Source organism: Corynebacterium sp. HMSC062E11, assembly GCF_001811845.1.
Lineage (GTDB): Bacteria > Actinomycetota > Actinomycetes > Mycobacteriales > Mycobacteriaceae > Corynebacterium > Corynebacterium hesseae.
On sequence record NZ_KV806839.1, the window covers coordinates 18,583 to 34,414 of the forward strand.

Consider the following 15,832-nt stretch of genomic DNA (forward strand, 5'->3'; position numbering starts at 1 on the left):
TGTGGTGTAGGGGTAAGTGTTTACCCTAGGCTACTCGGCAGGAACGAGCTCCACATTCTCTGCCCAAGTAAGGTCCATGCCCAGCGTGCGCAGCCAGCTCATGGCGTCATCGCCGTAGCGCGTGATGCCCTCGACGGCGGTAAGCGTGCGCTCCATGGCGCGCTCGGCCTCCTCGGCGCTGATGAGGCCGTTGGAGGTTGCGGCGGCTAGCTCGTCGATGTCGAGCACATCAACCGGCTCGCCGGAGGTGGAGACCAAGTCGACATAAAGATCGCGGGTAGTCCACACATCACCGTCGACGTCGATATCAGCGACGTCGATGTAGAAATCTTGGTGGACATCCACGCCCTCGCGGAAGTGGAAGATATTGGCGCGCAGGCCAAGGTCCGGCAGCAACCAGGATTCGAGGTAGCCGAAGCGCGGGTGGTTAGCGCCGCGGGCCATGTAGAGGCCAAAGTCGGTGACCCGGTAGGTGTCTACCTCCCGCTGAAAACCTTTCGGGTCGACGTTGATGTTGTCGGTGGTGTTAAAGGTTTCTTGCTTGACTGGGTGCAGGTCAGTGCTCATTAGTTAACCTCGAGGTAAGCCGCGGTAGGTGGGAAAGAACACGAGGATTCAGCAGTGTTGACCGCACCGGAGAGGACCGCCACGACGGTGCCCTTGCCCGTTGCTGCGCGGCCCGAGACCGTGGTCGGCCCATCGGCGTTGATGCCGTTGTTGAACAGGGGAGTGATGCCGAACTGGAAGGTATCCAGGTTGAACCACTGGACGCTCATGGCACCCTGCTGCTCAGCGGCGGTGGGGGTGCCCAGCGCGGTGAAGAGGAAGACGGTTTCTCCTTCGCCTGCGCCTGGGGCCGGCATATCGGTCGGGCCAGGCACGGCGATGGCGGAGCCCACCGAATCGCCCTGCCCGCCGATGCACTGCGCGGAGACCGTAGGCCAGTAGAACTGGCGGAAGCCGGGGTTGTTTCCCTCCGGCATGGCCACACCGCCTTCGCCGCCGTCACCGGCGGAGAAGTTAAGGGCGGTGAGGATGGCGCTGCGGGCCTCCTGTGGGATCCATGGCTGTGCCGCGAAAGCGCGAACACGCTCCTGCGTCTCCGGGGTGGGGCGGCCGAGGCTGTCCAGCGGGTTACTGCTCTGTGGAATGTTCACCAGCGAGGAGAGATCGGGGGCGCCGGCATGTGCTGGCGTGATGCTGAGGAAGCCCATCATCACGGCAGCAGTTAGTCCAGCGACGCCACGGCGGGCGGAGCGGGAAGAGCGCTGTTCGGAAAGGGCCATGGAAAATCCTTGTGTTTGGGTATGGGAACGTGGCGGCAGGAAACTAAATCACATGCGTCACAATAGTATCTGCTGCCACAATATTCACTTTTTTGGCGTAGTCAACTCTAAATAGAGACCTACTGTGCGGTATGTCGGCTGTTGATATCGTTTCGTTACATCGCGCGCTAAAGCGCGCGATGCGCACGATGCTGCACATGAAAGAGCTAGAGAGTATATTTAAGGGCCGTTCATACCGCTAACGCATCATGCTTTAAAGGAGCACCCCACACGTGAGTAATACTGAGTTCCGTAACGTAGCCATCGTCGCGCACGTTGACCACGGTAAAACCACCCTCGTCAACGGAATGCTGGAGCAGTCCGGCGCTTTCGGCGACCATGGCGAACACTCGGACCGCGTCATGGACTCCAATGATCAGGAGCGCGAGCGCGGCATCACCATTCTGGCGAAGAATACCGCCATTCACCGCAAGGGCCTGGGCAAGGATGGCGGTGACCTTATCATCAACGTTATCGACACCCCGGGCCACGCCGACTTCGGCGGCGAGGTCGAGCGCGGTATCTCCATGGTGGACGGCGTCGTGCTGCTTGTCGACGCCTCCGAAGGCCCCCTCCCGCAGACCCGCTTCGTGCTCACCAAGGCACTGGAAGCCAAGCTGCCGGTCATCATCTGCGTGAATAAGACCGACCGCCCCGACGCCCGTATCGACGAGGTTGTCACCGAAGCGCAGGATCTTCTGCTGGAAATCGCTGCCGGCCTCGAAGATGAGGAAGCAGCCGCTGCCGCCGAGGAACTCTTGGACCTGCCGGTTCTCTACGCTTCCGGCCGCGAGGGCAAGGCCTCGACCGAAAACCCGGGTGACGGCAATGTTCCTAACGCCGACGACCTGCAGGCGCTTTTCGACGTCATCTACGAGGTCCTCCCTGAGCCCTCCGCCAAGGTCGACGCCCCGCTGCAGGCCCACGTGACCAACCTGGACTCCGACGACTTCCTGGGTCGTATCGCACTGCTGCGCATCTACTCCGGCACCATCAAGAAGGGCCAGCAGGTGGCCTGGATGCACTACGACGACGAGGGCGAGATGCACGTCAAGCAGGTCAAGGTGGCCGAGCTGCTGCGCACCGTCGGCTTCGAGCGTCAGCCGGACACTGAGGCCATCGCCGGTGACATCGTGGCCATCTCCGGTATCTCCGACATCATGATCGGTGACACCATCGCCGACGTCGAGGATCCGAAGCCGCTGCCGCGCATTAAGGTCGACGAACCGGCTATCTCCATGACCATCGGCGTGAACACCTCCCCGATGGCAGGCCAGGGCGGCGGCGACAAGCTCACCGCCCGCATGGTCAAGGCCCGCTTGGACCAGGAGCTCATCGGTAACGTCTCCATCAAGGTGCTGCCGACTGAGCGTCCCGATGCTTGGGAGGTTCAGGGCCGTGGCGAGATGGCACTGTCCGTGCTCATCGAGAATATGCGCCGCGAGGGCTTCGAGCTGACCGTCGGCAAGCCACAGGTGGTGACCCAGGTCATCGATGGAAAGACCATGGAGCCCTACGAGATGCTCACCATCGACTCCCCATCGGAATTCCAGGGTGCTATCACCCAGCTGCTGGCCTCCCGCAAGGGCCAGATGCAGTCAATGGATGTCCGCGAGGGCGACTGGGTGCGCATGGTCTTCCGCGTCCCAGCGCGCGGCCTGATCGGTTTCCGCACCCAGTTCCTGACGGAGACCCGCGGTTCCGGTATCGCTAACTCCATCTCCGATGGTCTCGACGTGTGGGCCGGAGACATCAAGGCTCGCCCGACCGGCTCGCTCGTGGCCGACCGTTCCGGCCAGATCACCGCTTATGCTCTGCAGCAGCTGGCGGACCGCGGTGACTTCTTCGTGGAGCCGGGCATGGAGGCCTATGAGGGCATGGTCGTCGGTGCCAACAACCGTGATGAGGATATGGACATCAACATCACCAAGGAAAAGAAGCTGACCAACATGCGCTCCGCCACCGCCGACGCCACCGTCACGCTGGCTAAGGCCAAGACCCTGTCCCTCGACGAGGCTCTGGAGTTCTGTGGCACCGACGAGTGCGTCGAGGTGGGCCCGAAGGTCCTGCGCGTGCGCAAGGTTGAACTGTCTGCCACCGACCGCAAGCGCGCGGCCGCACGCGCTAAGCAGCTCAACAAGTAGGCCGCTGTGGGCGTCGCCAAGCGGCGCCCCACCGCTAGGACCACCTGCCCCGGGGTATTAAAATAGCGCGGAAGAGTTTTCCGGACGTAAAGGTTGTGTGGAGTGGACCGTTTCCTGCCCCGGCTCGGAGTCATTCTCGCAGCCGCCGTGCTGACTGCATGCCAAGCCAACCCCGGGCCGCCGCCGGTTGTGGACGAGGAAGATCGCAGCGCCACGCCCACGAACTCAAGCACCACCAGTCCGCCGCCGGAGAAAGCACCCGAGGAAGACGCACTGCCGAAGCGCAGCACCGTGGCCATTGGGGTGGACCCGCTGCGCGGCGGGCTTAACCCGCACCTCGTGGCGAATAATTCGGAACTGGTCAACCAAATCGCGGAGCTAGTGCTGCCCTCGGCCTTCCACGGGGACCAGATGGACACGGATGTCCTCGAATCCGCCGAGGAAATCGACGCTCCGGGCAGCATTGCCATGCGAGTGCGCTACACCATCGCCGCGCCAGCGCAATGGTCCGATGGGACGCCGATCAGTGGCTCTGATTTCAATTATTTGTGGTCGCAGATCACGCGCACTCCGGGTGCTAAAAACGTGTCCGGTTACCGGGCAATTTCGGCCGTGCGGACTTCCGGTAATGGGCGAGTGGTCACCGTGGACTTCGACCACCGCGTGGAGGACTGGCACAAGCTCTTTGCCCACCTATTGCCCTCCCATGTGCTGGAGGACAAGGACTTCACCTCGGCCTTAGCTGAGGGTATCCCAGCCTCTGCTGGACGCTACCTCGTAGAAGGGATGGACCGCGGGCGAGGGATTATCACGCTTAACCGCAATGACCGGTTCTGGGGAGAGGATCCCGCACATATCGACGTGATCCAATTGCGCGCTGTGCGCGATACCGCACAGGCGGTGAACATGCTGCGCTCGCACCAGATTGGGTTTGCTGACTTCACCCCGCAGCAGACCACCCTGGAGAATTTGAGCCTGCTCAGCAACGTCAATACCGGTGTGGTGACCCGGCAGCGTCAGCTCCGCCTGGAGATGTCGGCCGCCGAGGGCGCACTCGAGGAACAGCCGCAACGCCGCGCCTTGGCTTCGCTGCTCAACACCGACCAGCTGGCCCGGCTTGCCACCGGCCGCGCTTCGGAGCTCGAACCGGGGGAGAACCCCTTCGATAGCAACGCAGAACTTGCCCCGCTGCGCGAGCGTGCGGGCCGCAAACCCGTGCGCATCGCCGCGGATCCCCTCAATCCAACTGCCCTGGCTGCAGCCACCACCATCGTGGACGTGTTGCAAGCCAAGGCCATCGACGCGGAGCTCGTCACCGAACGCCCGACCACCATTACTTCTGACTTGCTCCCGGCTGGCAAGGTAGATGCCGTGGTGGCGTGGGACGAAAACGGCAGCGATGCGCTGAGTTTGGCTAACTACTTCGTGTGCGCAACGCCCACGCGGCCTGCGGCAACGCAGTCGGAGTTCTGCCCTGAAGAGTCCGCGAAGACTGCTACCGATATTTTGTCGGGAAAGCTCGATTCAGCAGCGGCTCAAGAGCAGGTGGAGCACCTCAACAAAGAAGAAGTTCTCTTCGTCCCGTTGCTTAATGAGGTGCGAATCCACGCTTTGGGCAAGGGTATTGTTGGCCCCGGACAAAGCATCAAGGACTGGGACTCCGGTCTGATTAGTGCACCGCAGTGGAGGAAAGACGATGAATAAGGATCTCACCGGCTACCGTGTCGTGGCCGTTCACGCGCACCCGGATGATGAGGTGCTCTTTACAGGCGGCACGTTGGCGGACTTGTCCGCGCGCGGTGCGGAGGTCACCGTGATTACCGCGACGCTGGGGGAGGAGGGCGAAATCATCGGTGAGCCCTACCAAGGCCTCGCAGAAACAGATCAGTTGGGCGGGTTCCGCGCTTGGGAGCTCAAGCACGCACTCGACGCCTTGGGCGTTGATGGCATCCAGCTGGGCGGCTTCGGGCATTTCCGCGATTCTGGGATGGAAGGTTCCCCCGCCCATGATCACCCGCGGGCCCTGGTCAACCGTGTGGAGGAAGCAGCAGACCTGTTGCGCGGCCACCTTGAACAGCTGCGCCCGCACGCGGTGCTGACCTATGGTCCGGACGGCGGCTACGGTCACCCAGACCACATCGCCGTGCACAAGGCCGTGCACGCGGCCGCAGTACCTGATCAGCGCATTTGGTGGGCCGTCTTTGAGCGTGCCGCGCACTATCGGGGTCTCGACGCTATTACTCCTCCGGATGGCTGGAGCCTGCCGGACAAGGCGTACCTGGACAACTTCACCAACGCCGGCTGCGACGTGACCTACGAGCTCAGCGACGTAGCACTTGCTGCCAAGCGCGCCGCGATGCTGGCCCACGCCACGCAGATCTGGCTTGCCGACGGCTCCCTCACCACCGTCAACCCCCACGCCGCCCAGGCGGGTCTTAAGGACCCCGCCCAAGTCCCCGCCGCCTATGCCTTGTCCAATCTGCTCACGATGCCGCTGCTGCGCCAGGAGTTCTACCAGCTTGGCCAGGGAGAGCCGCAGGATTCATTGCTGGGGGAGAAGTGAGCGAGCGCGCCATTCGCACTGATTTCTCCCGGGGCGAGCAAATAGGTGGCTTGGTGTGGCTGGTCTTGGGAGCGCTCTGCTCGCTGACCCTCGAGGTGGTTTATCTCACCGCGCGTCTGCCGTGGCCCGGCGAGTCCGGGATGGCCTTTCCCATCACCATCCTCATCGCCTTCTGGTTCAACGGGGTGTTGACCCGCACAGCGCGTCTGTGGAGTGAGAATCCCTACATCGCAGGCTTGCCAGGACTGGCCTGGGTGGGTGGTTTTCTCGCATTCATGCTGGGAGCCGCCATCGGGGATGGCAGCCTGCTGGCCAATAATATTCTCAGCCTGCTGCTGTTCGCTGCGGGAATCGCGGGCAGCGTTTGGCCATTTTTCGCCTCGGAGTAGCATACTGTTATTCGTAGAAAACCCGTGACACACAGGAGTTTAAACACCTTATGACTTACACCATCGCGCAGCCCTGCGTCGACGTGATGGACCGCGGCTGCGTTGAAGAGTGCCCGGTCGACTGCATCTACGAGGGCAAGCGCATGCTCTACATCCACCCAGACGAGTGCGTGGACTGCGGCGCCTGCGAGCCGGCTTGCCCGGTGGAGGCCATCTTCTACGAGGATGACGTCCCGGATGAGTGGCTGGACTACAACGACGCCAATGCCGCCTTTTTTGATGATCTCGGCTCCCCGGGTGGCGCGGCAGCACTTGGACCGCAGGACTTTGACGTCCCGATGATCGCTAAGCTCCCACCCCAGAACCAGGAGTAGAGCATGAGCCGCACGCCGCTTGGACGCACGCTTCCGGATTTTCCGTGGAACTCGCTCGCCGGCGCCAAGAAGAAAGCCCAGGCACATCCGGACGGGATCGTTGACCTATCGGTGGGCAATCCCGTTGATCCAGTTGCCCCTGGCGTGCAGTTAGCGCTGTCCGCAGCGGCCGAGGCTCCCGGCTATCCGCAGACTCAGGGCACTCCGGAGCTGCGCGAGGCCATCGCGAAGGCACTTGAGCGCCGCTACACCATGAACGTGGACGCGGTGCTGCCGGTCATCGGCACCAAGGAGGCTATCGCCTGGCTGCCCACTTTGCTGGGCATGCGCGGTGAGACCGTGGCTTTCCCGACGGTGGCTTATCCCACCTATGAAGTCGGCGCCCTCTTGGCCGGTGCTAAGCCGTTGCGCGCCGACGAAAATTTCCAGGATGCGTCGCTCGTGTTCATCAACTCGCCGTCGAATCCGACGGGCAGGGTGCTGGGCGTCGAGAAGCTGCGCGAGATCGTCGCATGGGCCCGCGCGAACAATGCCATCGTGGCCTCGGACGAGTGCTACATGGGCTTGGGTTGGGACGATGAGAACCCGCCGGTGTCCATCTTGGACCCGCGCGTGACCGATGGCGACAATACCGGGCTTATCGCCATGCATTCGCTGTCCAAGAGCGCGAACATGGCCTCCTATCGCGCCGGTTTCTTTGCGGGCGATGCCAAGCTCATCGCCGAGCTGCTGGAGCTGCGTAAGCACGCAGGGCTCATTGTTCCAGGCCCCATCCAGGCGGCGATGGTTGCCGCGCTTGACGACGACCCCTCCGAAGCCCTCCAGCGCCAACGCTACGCCGCGCGCCGTGTGGAGCTCATGCGGGCGCTGACCGGAGCTGGTTTTAGGATCGAGCACTCCGAGGCTGGGCTCTACCTGTGGGCAACGCGCGGTGAGAACTGCCGCGAGACCGTCGACTGGCTGGCCGAGCGCGGCATCCTCGTTGCTCCCGGTGATTTCTATGGTTCAGCGGGCGAGCAGTTCGTGCGCATTGGCCTCAACGGTACGGACGAGCGCATTGCAGCGGCCGTCGCGCGCTTGGCTGAGTAAGTGGCCTTTCGCCCGCCGGCGCGGGAGGGGATTAGCCCGCGCAAGGTGATGCTCACCGGCATCGTGCCCGCCACTCCTACCTATTGGGCAGGTGAGGCGGGCGATTCCGCGTTTTCTCCTGGCACGCGCTTGGAGCCCGGCACTCTACTTCCTGGCCCTACGCTGGCGTGGTATCACCCCTCGGTACCTTCCGAAGAGCCCATTCCCTTTGATTACCGGGTGGTATATGAGGACGGGGACCTGATAGTCGCGGACAAGCCGCACTTCTTACCCACGACGTCGAATGGTCGCATCGTCCGCGAGACGCTCCAGACACGCTTGCGCGTGGACTTTAATGAGGACTCCATCGTGCCGCTGCAGCGGCTGGACCGGTTGACCTCGGGGTTGGTGCTGTGCTCGCGCAATCCCCGCACGCGCGCTGCGTATCAGCAACTCTTTCAGGAGCGTGCGGTGGTGAAGCACTACCGGGCTCAGGTGGCCGCGCCCTTCTCCTTCGACGGCACTGTACGGCTGGGGATGCGGCGCGTGCGTGGTGAACGTCAGGTCCTCGTGGATTCCACCGGTACGCCTACGGTGACCCGCGTGCGTGCTAGTGGAACGACTGCCGATGTATGGCCGCTCACCGGCCATACCCACCAAATTCGCGTGGTACTTAACCACCTGGGACATCCGATTGTGGGGGATGATACTTATCCCGTGGATCGAGGCTTGGATCTTTATGATTTCTCCACGCCGCTGCTGCTTTCCCATGTCGCTTTGAGTTTTAGCGATCCAGTTACCGGCCGCAAGCGTGAGTTCAAGCTGTGAGATTGGGCGCTAATGCAGCGTGCGTTTTAGTTTGTGCTGATTGAACGACTAAACTCAAATGAAGTTTTATTCATCATAATTGAGCATTTTGTACGAAGGGCGTGTCCATGGCGGATCTGAGCTTTGCTCGCTTTGCCTCGAATTTTGGCCAGTTCATTAAGTTCGGTCTGGTTGGCGGTTCGGGCGCGTTGGTCAATATTGCAGTTTCAATCCTGGCCGCAAAGTGTGGGTTGGCTTGGTTCGGCGCTACGCCGCATGACGCGATGTTCAACCTCTTCGGCACCCAGTTTCACGTGCGCTGGTTCATGCTCTTTTCCACCATCGCCTTCCTCGTTGCGAATACGTGGAATTACCAGCTCAACCGCATGTGGACTTTTAAATCCGTTAGCAAAGTCTCGTGGTTGCGGGGTTTCTTCCCGTTCCTCATTACGGGCATTGGCGCGTATTTGGTGACTCTTGCTGTGCAGTACTTGCTGATGAATCCGACCTCGCCGTTGCAACTGCCGCCCGATATTTTCAATGACTCCACGGGCTTCCGCACGATGTATTACTGGGCCAATGCCATCTCAATCGTGGTAGCCATGCCGATTAACTTCATCTTCAACAAGCTGTGGACCTTCCGCTCGAAGCCCAAGGCGCCGGTCGTGGTCCACGAGACGGAACCGGCTTAAAATCGACCCTTCGCGCTCACCAGCGACGGCCGGTGGGGTCTTTTCGATGCTGCGGTGAGCGGGAAGGGGGCGTCGGCAAGCACATGCTCCCTTCGCGCTCACCGGAAACACGACGAGGCAGCGCTCCATCGCCCTGGTGAGCGCTTAGGGGTAATTGGTGGAAATGCCTCCTTCGCGCTCACGGGCGTCCAATAGATTCGGTAGCTACTGCTGCCGGTGAGCGTGAAAGGGCGTGTTAGCGGTTTGACCGGTGAGATGGCGGGGTGAGATGCACTTCGACGCCTGGTTCGGCGTGGCCCTATTCTCCCTTGGCGCTCACCGGCGCCTGCAAAATAGAGGAACCCGCCGTCCGCGGTGAGCGCGAAGGGCGGGATGGAGGAAGGTGGGCGGGGAAGAGCTGCCTAGTCGTCGAGCTCGGCGTCGAGGCGCTCTTGGTCGCGGCGGTGCTGATGGCGGCGGATGAATGGGGCGAGGATGAGAACGGCGATAGCGCCAACTGCGGTGCCGGCTAGATAAGCGGTGGGATTGTGGCCGTCGGCAGGCGCATAGGCGTTATAGGCGATTCCCGCGAACATCGCGATTGCCGGTATTAAGTAAACGGCCATGGCGGACCAATTACGACCCACAAGCGGGGTAGCGACGCGTTTTCGCAGCCACGCCGTGCCGATGGCATTGCCGATGACAGACGGCACTATGGCGAGGAAACACAACATGCTCATCTGGCCGGGAAGTACCCAAGCAAGGATGGCAGCGATGACGAGCTCCAAGAACTGCACAGGCGGCGCTGCGACGGCGCAGGCTTTGTAAAAGGTTTCGCGTTCGTATTCGTCGCGGGAGGCGCGTTCGATCTCGTTGAGGGTGTAGTTGGCCAGGGCGTTAATCATGTTGTTCATCTCCAAAGACTTCTTCGACGGTTTTTCCTAGTTCGCGGCAGATGTCTAGCGCTAGGTAGACGGAGGGGGAGTAGTTGCCGCGTTCGATATTGGCGATAGTTTGACGGGAAACGCCCGCCCGTTCAGCGAGGTCAGCTTGTGACATCTCGAGCCACCGACGCCATTTGCGAACCATGTTTTGGTGCTCGGCCATCTGGTCTCCTTTACGATGTGTCGTGCTTACATGTCTTAGTGTAAAGAAAACTTGTCAGTAGAGCAAGAGTTACATGCAAACATGCCATGTCCAGTAGGGCTGCATCACCACAGCCGGCAGCTTCGGTTTACGGCCTTTGAGCTGTTCAAGTGTGGTTTTGATGAGTAGAACTGCATCGTCGAGGTGGTAGCGGATATCGTCGGCAGTAAAGCGCAAAACCGTATAGCCATGTGCCACTGCGGCGTTCTGCTTCGAGCGGTCTGCTTGAAAAGCGCGACTGTGTTTGTGGTGCTCCCAGCCGTCGACCTCGACTATGAGCTTGCCAATCTTCAAGTCAAAGCGGTAGCCCGCGATGAGCGCATTGTGTTCAGGGAAGATTCCGTCCGTGCGCAGTCTTCGACTGAGCTGGCGCTCCGGCACGCTGTCTGTGCCGATGGGCGTGCGACGGATAGTTTCCTTCAAGCGTTGTGGGACTCGCTGCATTCTCCGCCGGTCATCTTCGAGGCGAGCAGGGCCTGTCTTGCCGCGATAATGCTCTTCCAGCAATTGACCACACGCTGCGGCTATTCGCCGCGCCGCCCAGAGAACCTGAATGACCGGAAGTCCGTTGACCAGGGTTGTGGCCGAAAGCCGCGAATGCGTCACCCGAAAGCTCTTCCCCTTGAGCGTTCGCGGCCCCTCGGCCTCCAGCGGAAACGTCAAATTCCGCCCCAAGTGAATCTCCTGCGCGGTCTTACCCGTGAAATGTATTCGACTCAGCCCGTGAGCCAGGGCCTTTGCCACAGCTAACGGCGACCACTCGTCGCTATAGATCCCCCGATGCACGCGAAACAGCTTTCCCGCGCGAAGCTTCCGCCGGATTGCCTCCTTGCTCAACCCCATCTCGCGGAGCTCCGCGGTAGTCCATGCCTTCATAAAACTCAAGGTATGCAGTGCTTGGCGACGAGTCGATAGTCAATTCTCCGCCTGTGGATAACTCTGCCTCAAAGCCAGATTTTGAGGGTTTATGTTGACGCGTCGTCATCCTGTTTCGCGCTTTCCCTGTCGTTTGAGCTTTGCAGTGTTTGGACCACCGCATCGGTTCGGAGTTGTCGTCCAACACAGCCCCTTAAATCCCTCCGTGCCCCTGGCGCTCACAGGGCTCGCTGATTAGCTGCTCGAGCTTTCGGCGGTGACCGCGAAGGGCATAGGCTTGGTCGGGAATTGCATCGGTGAGGTTGGGAATTGCATCGAGCGCCGTTCGGGTCCACCTACCTTTTGCGCTCACGGGGCAGGCGCCTGTCATTGTCCGCCCTTCGTTGGTGAGCGCGAAGGGCGCTTGCTGGGGTGACAGCTCATGCGGCATGCCCTTGGCGGCCACAGGGAGCGGAGATACGGTGCTACGCAGTGAGCCGGTGAGCGCGAAGGGAGTGAGGTGGGTGCGAGGAGGAGTGAGGAAGGGACGCGAAGGGCGTGGGGTTGCAGCGGGAGGGGCGGCTAGCGGGCCTCCAGCTCCTCGGCCGTCGGTAGGGGCAGGCGCGAGGTCGGGGCGATGCCGCGGGCCTTCGCGTTGATGACGCCGGCGATGGCGAGCACAGCGAACATGGCGGCGGCGGAGTAGAGCTGGATGCGGGCGGAGGCGTCGCTAAGCATGAGCACCGCAATAGCTGCAAACAGTGCCAGCGCGAACCACGTGAGGTAGGGGTAGGCCCACATGCGCACCGGCAGCGGGTGGATGGCCTCGAGCTGTGGGCGCAGGCGCAACTGGCTCACTGCAATGAAGACCCACACGATGAGCAGCGAAGCACCAGCGGCGTTCAGCATGAAGGAGAGTAGCCATCCGGTATCCGCATAGTTGAGAACAACCATGACTGCGGAGAGCACAACGGACAGCGCAATGGCGGCGGTTGGCACGCCGCGACGATCTGTTGCGGCGAAGAGCTTGGGCGCCTCACCGCGGGAGGCCAGCGAGTGCATCATGCGGGAGGATGCGTAGATTTGCGCGTTGAACGCGGAGAGTAGCGCGAGCACGATGACCACTTCCATGATGGCCGCAGCACCAGGGATTCCAGCCCGGTCCAAGACCATGGTGAACGGAGACTCGGCGGCAGACTGCGCGGAGCCGAGCGAAGAGTAGGGCAGGAGGAAGGTGATGACGAGGACCGAGCCCAAGTAGAAGACCGAAATGCGAGTAATGGTGGTGCGCACCGCGTTGACGAGGGACTTCTCGGGGTCCTCGGATTCCGCCGCGGCGATGGCGACGACCTCGATGCCGCCAAAGGCGAAGGCCACGGCGAGCAGGCCGGCGGCCACGCCGCCGAGGCCGTTGGGCATGAAGCCGTCGGCAAGGAAGACGGACGTCCCGATGAAGGTGTGGCCGGGGAGAAGGCCGAAGATGAGCAGCGCGCCGATGACAAGGAAGGCAATGATGACGGCGACCTTGATGAAAGCGAACCAGTACTCGAACTCGCCGAACAAGCGCACGCGCAAGAGGTTGATGGTGCCGAAGAGCGCCACGCAGATAGCGGCGGGGATCCACGGCGGGCAGTCGAACCATGCGCCGATGAAACCAGCAGCGCCCGTAATTTCCGCGCCGAGGACGGCGACGGTGGCAAGCCAATAAATCCAGCCTTGCGTGAAGCCTGCCCAGCGTCCGATACCGTGCTCGGCGTATTCGGAGAAGGAACCGGAAGCGGGGATGACCGTGCCCATCTCACCGAGCATTTGCATGACCAAGATGGCAAGGAAGCCAGCGATGAGGTAGGCCAAGAGAACCGCGGGACCGGCGGCGGAAATACCTACGCCGGTGCCTAGGAAAAGACCGGCACCGATAGTGGAGCCCAGCCCCATCATGGTCAGGTGGCGGACTTTCAAGCCGCTGCCGAGTGAGCTAGGAGAGGAATCGTTTTGAGCAGTCACCTTTAGCATTGTAGGCAGCTGCCAAGGCGTTTGGGCATAAAGGGGCCATTTTATAGCGCTTGTGCACAATGCGGAGGGCTTAAGTCCACGATCGCGAAAGGCCCCCGCAGAAACGGGGGCCTCAAGCAGCAGTGCTTAGTTCTTGTGCAGATCCTCGTTGAGGGCCACAGCCTCAGACTTCCAGTCCACGGCCTCGACGGCGCCGGTGACGGAGTTGCGGCGCAGCAGAACGCCGGAGACGCCGGAGAGCTTAGAGCCCTTGACGGTCTCGCCCTCAGACAGGCCTAGTGCCTGCGCAATCTTGCCAAAGACCGCAATCTTGGTGCCGGCGGTGACGTAGAGGCCGGCTTCGACGACGGAGTCGTCGCCAAGCGAAATGCCCACACCCGAGTTCGCACCGAGCAGGCAGCGCTCGCCGATGGAGATGACCTCCTTGCCGCCGCCGGAGAGGGTGCCCATGATGGAGGCGCCGCCGCCGATATCGGAACCATCGCCCACGACGACACCCGCGGAGATGCGGCCCTCGACCATGGAGGCGCCCAGGGTGCCGGCGTTGAAGTTAACGAAGCCCTCGTGCATCACGGTCGTGCCCTCGGCGAGGTGGGCACCCAGGCGTACTCGGTCGGCATCGCCAATGCGCACGCCGGACGGGACGACGTAGTCCACCATGCGCGGGAACTTATCCACGGAATAGACCACGACCGGGCCGCGGGAAGCGAGGCGGCCGCGGACCATCTGGAAATCGGCAACCGCGCAGGGGCCGTAGTTGGTCCACACCACGTTGGCCAGCTTGCCGAAGATCCCGTCCACGTTCAGGCCGTGAGGCTTGACTGCGCGGTGAGAGAGCAGGTGCAGGCGCAGGTAAGCGTCGTAGGTATCGGCGGGCGCCTCGTCAAGGTCCGCAATTTTAGTCTCCACGGCGATGCGGGCGACGCCGCGCTCCTCATCGGGGCCAACCAGGTCAGCGAACTGCTGCGGAACCTCCTCCAAGCGCTCGGTGCCGCTGGCGTCTACAGAAATATCGGTGTGAACTGCCGGGAACCAAACGTCCAGGACGGTGCCGTCGTGGGTAATGGTTGCCAGGCCGCGTGCGGATGCTGAAGTCATAGGCTCACACCCTAGCAGCTACGCCTCTGTCGTGCGCCGTGAGTTACCCGGTAGTAGGTGAAAGATCACAACCAGGGCCACGGTCAGGATGAGGACGGCGAGGACTTGGTTGCGGGCGGAGGCGTCGAAAAGCATAAGAATTGTGAGGCCGACCAGCGCTAGGGCGGTGAGCCACGGCAGCCACGGGAAGCCCGGGACGCGCAGCGTGGTGAGCTCGCCGTTGGCCTGCATCTGTGGGTGCAGCTTGATATAGGAGGCCACGATGAAACACCAGATGACCAGCAGGCAGCCGCCAACCGCGTTGAAGAGGAAGGCCAACAATCCCGGCGGGTTCCAGTACTGCAGCACCACCGATGCAAAGGCGAAGATGATGGAGAGCACCACCGCAAAAATGGGGGAACCGGAGGTGTTCGTCCGAAGGAAGATGTGGTGCGCGCTATGGTCCTTCGCCATGTCATAGACCAGACGGGAGGTGGCGTAGATCTGTGCGTTGAAGGCAGAGAGCAGCGCTAGGGCGATGATGGCTTCCATGAATCCCGCAGCGAAGGGGATTTTCGCGGCGGCGAGGACCAGCGTGAAGGGCGAGTCCGCGGCGACGTCGGCGTCCTGGATGGAGCTGAAAGGCAAGGCCAGGGTGATAACCAGGATGGAACCGATGTAAAAGACCATGATGCGCACGATGATGGCGCGCACGGCAGTAGCGACGTTGTGGGCTGGGTCTTCGGATTCCGCCGCGGCAATGGTGACCAGCTCGATGCCACCGAAGGCGAAAGCCACGGCGAGCAGGCCGGCAGCAAAACCGGGGCCGCCGTTGGGCAGGAAGTTCTCTGTAAAGTTGTGGCCCGCCAGTGAGAGGTCCATTCCGGGCAGGATGCCTAAAGCCATGAGCACGCCGACGCCCAGGAAGGCCACGATGGTGGCCACCTTGATAATGGCGAACCAGAACTCGAATTCGCCGAAACCACCCACGGCGGCAAAGTTGACCACGGCGAAGAACACCACAGCCACCAAAGCCGGTATCCACGGATCGACCCCGAACCAATTCGAGATGATAGCCGCGGCACCGGTAATCTCCGCGCCCATCACCATGACCAGCATGAACCAGTAAATCCAGCCCAACGTAAACCTGGCCCACGGCCCAAAAGCCTGTCCTGCATAAGTGGAGAAAGCGCCCAGCGAAGGCCGCGCCGCGGCCATCTCTCCGAGCATCCACATCACCAAGGCGATGAGCGCGCCAGCTACCGCATAGGAGATGAGAACGGAGGTGCCGGACACCTGAATGCCTAGGCCCACGCCCAGGAAGAGCCCCGCACCCACCGCGGATCCGAGACCCATCATGGTGAGGTGGCGGGTTTTAAGTTGTGTGGCCGCTGCCATAG

16 protein-coding genes are annotated in these 15,832 nt (G+C 61.9%); 8 read left to right on the forward strand and 8 right to left on the reverse strand.

Annotated elements, in window-relative coordinates; all coding sequences use genetic code 11:
- Positions 1–30 precede the first annotated feature (30 nt).
- A complete protein-coding gene (locus tag HMPREF2822_RS11850) occupies positions 31–567 on the reverse strand; it encodes a ribonuclease FAU-1 family protein (RefSeq protein ID WP_070524893.1) in 537 nt (178 codons plus the stop codon).
- Complete coding sequence (locus HMPREF2822_RS11855) at positions 567–1,286, reverse strand: Rv1157c family protein (RefSeq protein WP_070524895.1); 720 nt, start codon at positions 1,284–1,286, stop codon at positions 567–569. The genes HMPREF2822_RS11850 and HMPREF2822_RS11855 overlap by 1 nt, the downstream gene beginning before the upstream one ends.
- 272 nt (positions 1,287–1,558) lie before the next feature.
- Between HMPREF2822_RS11855 and typA the strand changes: the two genes are divergently transcribed.
- The 8 genes from typA (at position 1,559) to HMPREF2822_RS11895 (ending at position 9,362) form a co-directional block, all read left to right on the forward strand.
- Entirely contained in the window at positions 1,559–3,469 is a 1,911-nt protein-coding gene (gene typA, locus HMPREF2822_RS11860; protein ID WP_070524897.1) for a translational GTPase TypA, read from the forward strand.
- A gap of 102 nt (positions 3,470–3,571) precedes the next feature.
- Positions 3,572–5,173: an ABC transporter family substrate-binding protein gene (locus HMPREF2822_RS11865; RefSeq protein WP_070524899.1), complete on the forward strand. Its 1,602-nt coding sequence runs from the start codon at positions 3,572–3,574 to the stop codon at positions 5,171–5,173.
- Positions 5,166–6,032 carry a PIG-L family deacetylase gene (locus HMPREF2822_RS11870; protein WP_070524901.1) on the forward strand — a complete coding sequence of 289 codons (867 nt, stop codon included), beginning with the start codon at positions 5,166–5,168 and terminating at the stop codon, positions 6,030–6,032. The genes HMPREF2822_RS11865 and HMPREF2822_RS11870 overlap by 8 nt, the downstream gene beginning before the upstream one ends.
- On the forward strand, positions 6,029–6,421 hold the full coding sequence (locus HMPREF2822_RS11875; RefSeq protein ID WP_070524903.1) for a hypothetical protein: 393 nt from the start codon (positions 6,029–6,031) through the stop codon (positions 6,419–6,421). The genes HMPREF2822_RS11870 and HMPREF2822_RS11875 overlap by 4 nt, the downstream gene beginning before the upstream one ends.
- A 50-nt stretch (positions 6,422–6,471) precedes the next feature.
- Positions 6,472–6,795 carry a ferredoxin gene (gene fdxA / locus HMPREF2822_RS11880; RefSeq protein ID WP_070524905.1) on the forward strand — a complete coding sequence of 108 codons (324 nt, stop codon included), beginning with the start codon at positions 6,472–6,474 and terminating at the stop codon, positions 6,793–6,795.
- 3 nt (positions 6,796–6,798) lie between these two features.
- Entirely contained in the window at positions 6,799–7,884 is a 1,086-nt protein-coding gene (gene dapC, locus HMPREF2822_RS11885; protein WP_070524907.1) for a succinyldiaminopimelate transaminase, read from the forward strand.
- The gene (locus HMPREF2822_RS11890; RefSeq protein WP_070524910.1) at positions 7,885–8,691 is read left to right on the forward strand and encodes a pseudouridine synthase; all 807 of its coding nucleotides are present in this window, start codon (positions 7,885–7,887) and stop codon (positions 8,689–8,691) included.
- Positions 8,692–8,798: 107 nt separating this feature from the next.
- On the forward strand, positions 8,799–9,362 hold the full coding sequence (locus HMPREF2822_RS11895; protein WP_070524912.1) for a GtrA family protein: 564 nt from the start codon (positions 8,799–8,801) through the stop codon (positions 9,360–9,362).
- Between the two features lie 401 nt (positions 9,363–9,763).
- On the opposite strand, the gene HMPREF2822_RS11900 is transcribed toward HMPREF2822_RS11895, so the two are convergent.
- From HMPREF2822_RS11900 to HMPREF2822_RS11925, 6 genes are all read right to left on the reverse strand, one after another.
- Positions 9,764–10,255: a transcriptional regulator gene (locus HMPREF2822_RS11900; protein WP_232755710.1), complete on the reverse strand. Its 492-nt coding sequence runs from the start codon at positions 10,253–10,255 to the stop codon at positions 9,764–9,766.
- A complete protein-coding gene (locus HMPREF2822_RS13585; protein ID WP_070524916.1) occupies positions 10,239–10,448 on the reverse strand; it encodes a helix-turn-helix transcriptional regulator in 210 nt (69 codons plus the stop codon). The genes HMPREF2822_RS11900 and HMPREF2822_RS13585 overlap by 17 nt, the downstream gene beginning before the upstream one ends.
- A 69-nt stretch (positions 10,449–10,517) precedes the next feature.
- Positions 10,518–11,363: a DUF559 domain-containing protein gene (locus HMPREF2822_RS11910; RefSeq protein ID WP_070524918.1), complete on the reverse strand. Its 846-nt coding sequence runs from the start codon at positions 11,361–11,363 to the stop codon at positions 10,518–10,520.
- 561 nt (positions 11,364–11,924) lie between these two features.
- Positions 11,925–13,355, reverse strand: a complete 1,431-nt coding sequence (locus tag HMPREF2822_RS11915; protein WP_070524920.1) for an amino acid permease — start codon at positions 13,353–13,355, stop codon at positions 11,925–11,927.
- 126 nt (positions 13,356–13,481) lie between these two features.
- Positions 13,482–14,453, reverse strand: coding sequence for a 2,3,4,5-tetrahydropyridine-2,6-dicarboxylate N-succinyltransferase (gene dapD / locus HMPREF2822_RS11920; protein WP_070524922.1), 972 nt, complete (start codon positions 14,451–14,453; stop codon positions 13,482–13,484).
- A gap of 18 nt (positions 14,454–14,471) precedes the next feature.
- Positions 14,472–15,830 (reverse strand): amino acid permease, encoded by a 1,359-nt coding sequence (locus HMPREF2822_RS11925; RefSeq protein ID WP_070524924.1) that lies wholly within the window; start codon positions 15,828–15,830, stop codon positions 14,472–14,474.
- Positions 15,831–15,832 lie beyond the last annotated feature (2 nt).